We start from the raw sequence: 1,855 nt of genomic DNA on the forward strand, positions 1-1,855 counted from the left end.
GTCACCATCCCCCCGGATAGGACTTCTACTTCTATTTTCCCTTTATGCTTTTGATAGAATTCGTTTATGACCGGTGAGAAACCGTAGCACCATCCGCACAGAGCATCGTAAGCGTATATAATTTTCATGGATTTATTATTTTGTTCTTAGGTATATACGCAAAATTGCGTAGCTTGGTGGTACAGTTGTAGAAATTAGGTACCTACCGTTTCGTAAGTATGAAGCGAAACAAGATGCTGAGCCCTACTTGTCCGATTAGAACCACGTTAGAAATGCTGGGAGGAAAGTGGCGCTTACTGATTATTAATGAAATTAACTCGGGTAGTATTCGCTACGGCGAAATTAAACGAGCCATCCCGGAGATTAGTGAGAAGATGCTAGCGCAAGAGTTAAAAACCCTAGTAGATAACGATTTGGTAGTAAGACGCAACTACGGGGAAGTACCGCCGCGCGTAGACTATTCGCTCACAGAAAACGGTAAAAAGGCATTGCAACTTATTGAACCCATCCGAGATTTTGGACTTCAGTACATCAAGCAGTAATGGGTAACGCTAGAGAATTGAGGAAATTTTCAGAAGTATTTAGGGTTTTATGGATGTTCGCACTAGTGGCTGTTACCGCTGGATGCGCCTCGAAAGACAAGAATTCTTCTGAAGCAGATGCCGCGGTAAAAGAAGAACCGAAGCAGTACGTGATCATAATGGGTGGCCAATCCAACATGGTAGGTTCGGGGCGAGTGGCGGACTTAGACACAGTAGATATTCCCCACCATATTGAGTATATCAATCGGGGTATGAAAGTAACCTTTAGCCAGGACTCAGCGAACTTTGGTCCGGAGGTAGGGTTGAGTCAAGTTCTCCACCAACATTTTCCGGATTCTAACTTTATTCTGGTCAAATACGCAGTCGGTGGATCGTCTCTACTGGATTGGGCACCTGACTATGACTCAGTTCAGGCAGCAATTACTGGAAACGCCCACTTCGGGGCTATGTACGATTCACTCTGGAAATACGTAGATCAGGCTACAAGTAGTACTAATAAAACTACCGAGATTGTAGCCCTGCTGTGGATGCAGGGTGAGCGCGATGCCCGTATTCCGGAGGCTGGAGTAGATTACTATCCGCGTTTTAAAACCTTTATTGAGCGCTTTCGCCAGGATGCCAACCGCCCTAACCTGCCGATTATCTTCGGGTTAGCTAATCCGGACCCAGCCCGCTACGCGGCGGTAGATACCGTGCAGGCTGCTCAAAAGCGCATCGCTCGCGAGACAGATCATGTTTGGATGATTGATACTTCTGACTTAGATAAGTGGGACGATAAAGTACACTATAATTCTGCCGGACAACTGAAGCTAGGCCAACAGTTTGGCCGAGCATTAGTAAAGCATTGGGAAACAAATGCTAAAAATTAGCAAAGAGCGTCTGTAAATCAGTAGTTAAATCAACTAACCGTTCAGTACTTACTCCGTGCGTAATAATCTCATGCTGAATGATAAACGTGATGGCTCCGGCTACGTATCCCATCAGTGCCAGAAAGCTCACCTTACGGACATACCACATGAAGTTAATTTTCTCAATACCCATAGCTGCTACTCCCGCCGCCGAGCCAATGATCAGAATACTCCCCCCAGTACCCGCGCAATACGCTAAGAACTCCCAGAAGGTATGGTCAGTCGGATAATCTAATCCGTACATCCGCATCATGGCGGCTACTAGCGGCACATTGTCAAAGATTGAAGAAAACATGCCAACCAGCAGATTGATTACGTAGAAATTCCCCACATTATCGTTCAGGTAATTGGCAACAATCGCTAACTGTCCGGCTGACTGAAGTGGACCTACGCATATGAATATCC

Annotated in this window: 2 protein-coding genes and 1 pseudogene; 2 read left to right on the plus strand and 1 reads right to left on the minus strand. The window is 45.8% G+C overall.

Annotated elements, in window-relative coordinates; genetic code table 11:
* Positions 1 to 218 precede the first annotated feature (218 nt).
* On the plus strand, positions 219 to 542 hold the full coding sequence (locus WBA23_RS22530) for a winged helix-turn-helix transcriptional regulator (RefSeq protein ID WP_424584534.1): 324 nt from the start codon (positions 219 to 221) through the stop codon (positions 540 to 542).
* Between the two features lie 53 nt (positions 543 to 595).
* A complete protein-coding gene (locus tag WBA23_RS22535; protein ID WP_424584535.1) occupies positions 596 to 1,411 on the plus strand; it encodes a sialate O-acetylesterase in 816 nt (271 codons plus the stop codon).
* Here the strand turns inward: WBA23_RS22535 and WBA23_RS22540 are convergent.
* Positions 1,401 to 1,855, minus strand: a pseudogene (locus WBA23_RS22540) (hypothetical protein); the annotation flags it as partial. The gene WBA23_RS22535 and the pseudogene WBA23_RS22540 sit on opposite strands and share 11 nt — an antisense overlap.

The organism is Tunicatimonas sp. (assembly GCF_049647865.1).
Classification (GTDB): Bacteria; Bacteroidota; Bacteroidia; order Cytophagales; family Cyclobacteriaceae; genus Tunicatimonas.

Excerpts from the sequence above, each read along its gene's own strand:
- WBA23_RS22535 (WP_424584535.1), top strand. The coding sequence starts at position 596 with ATGTTCGCACTAGTGGCTGTTACCGCTGGATGCGCCTCGAAAGACAAG.
- WBA23_RS22530 (WP_424584534.1), top strand. The coding sequence starts at position 219 with ATGAAGCGAAACAAGATGCTGAGCCCTACTTGTCCGATTAGAACCACG.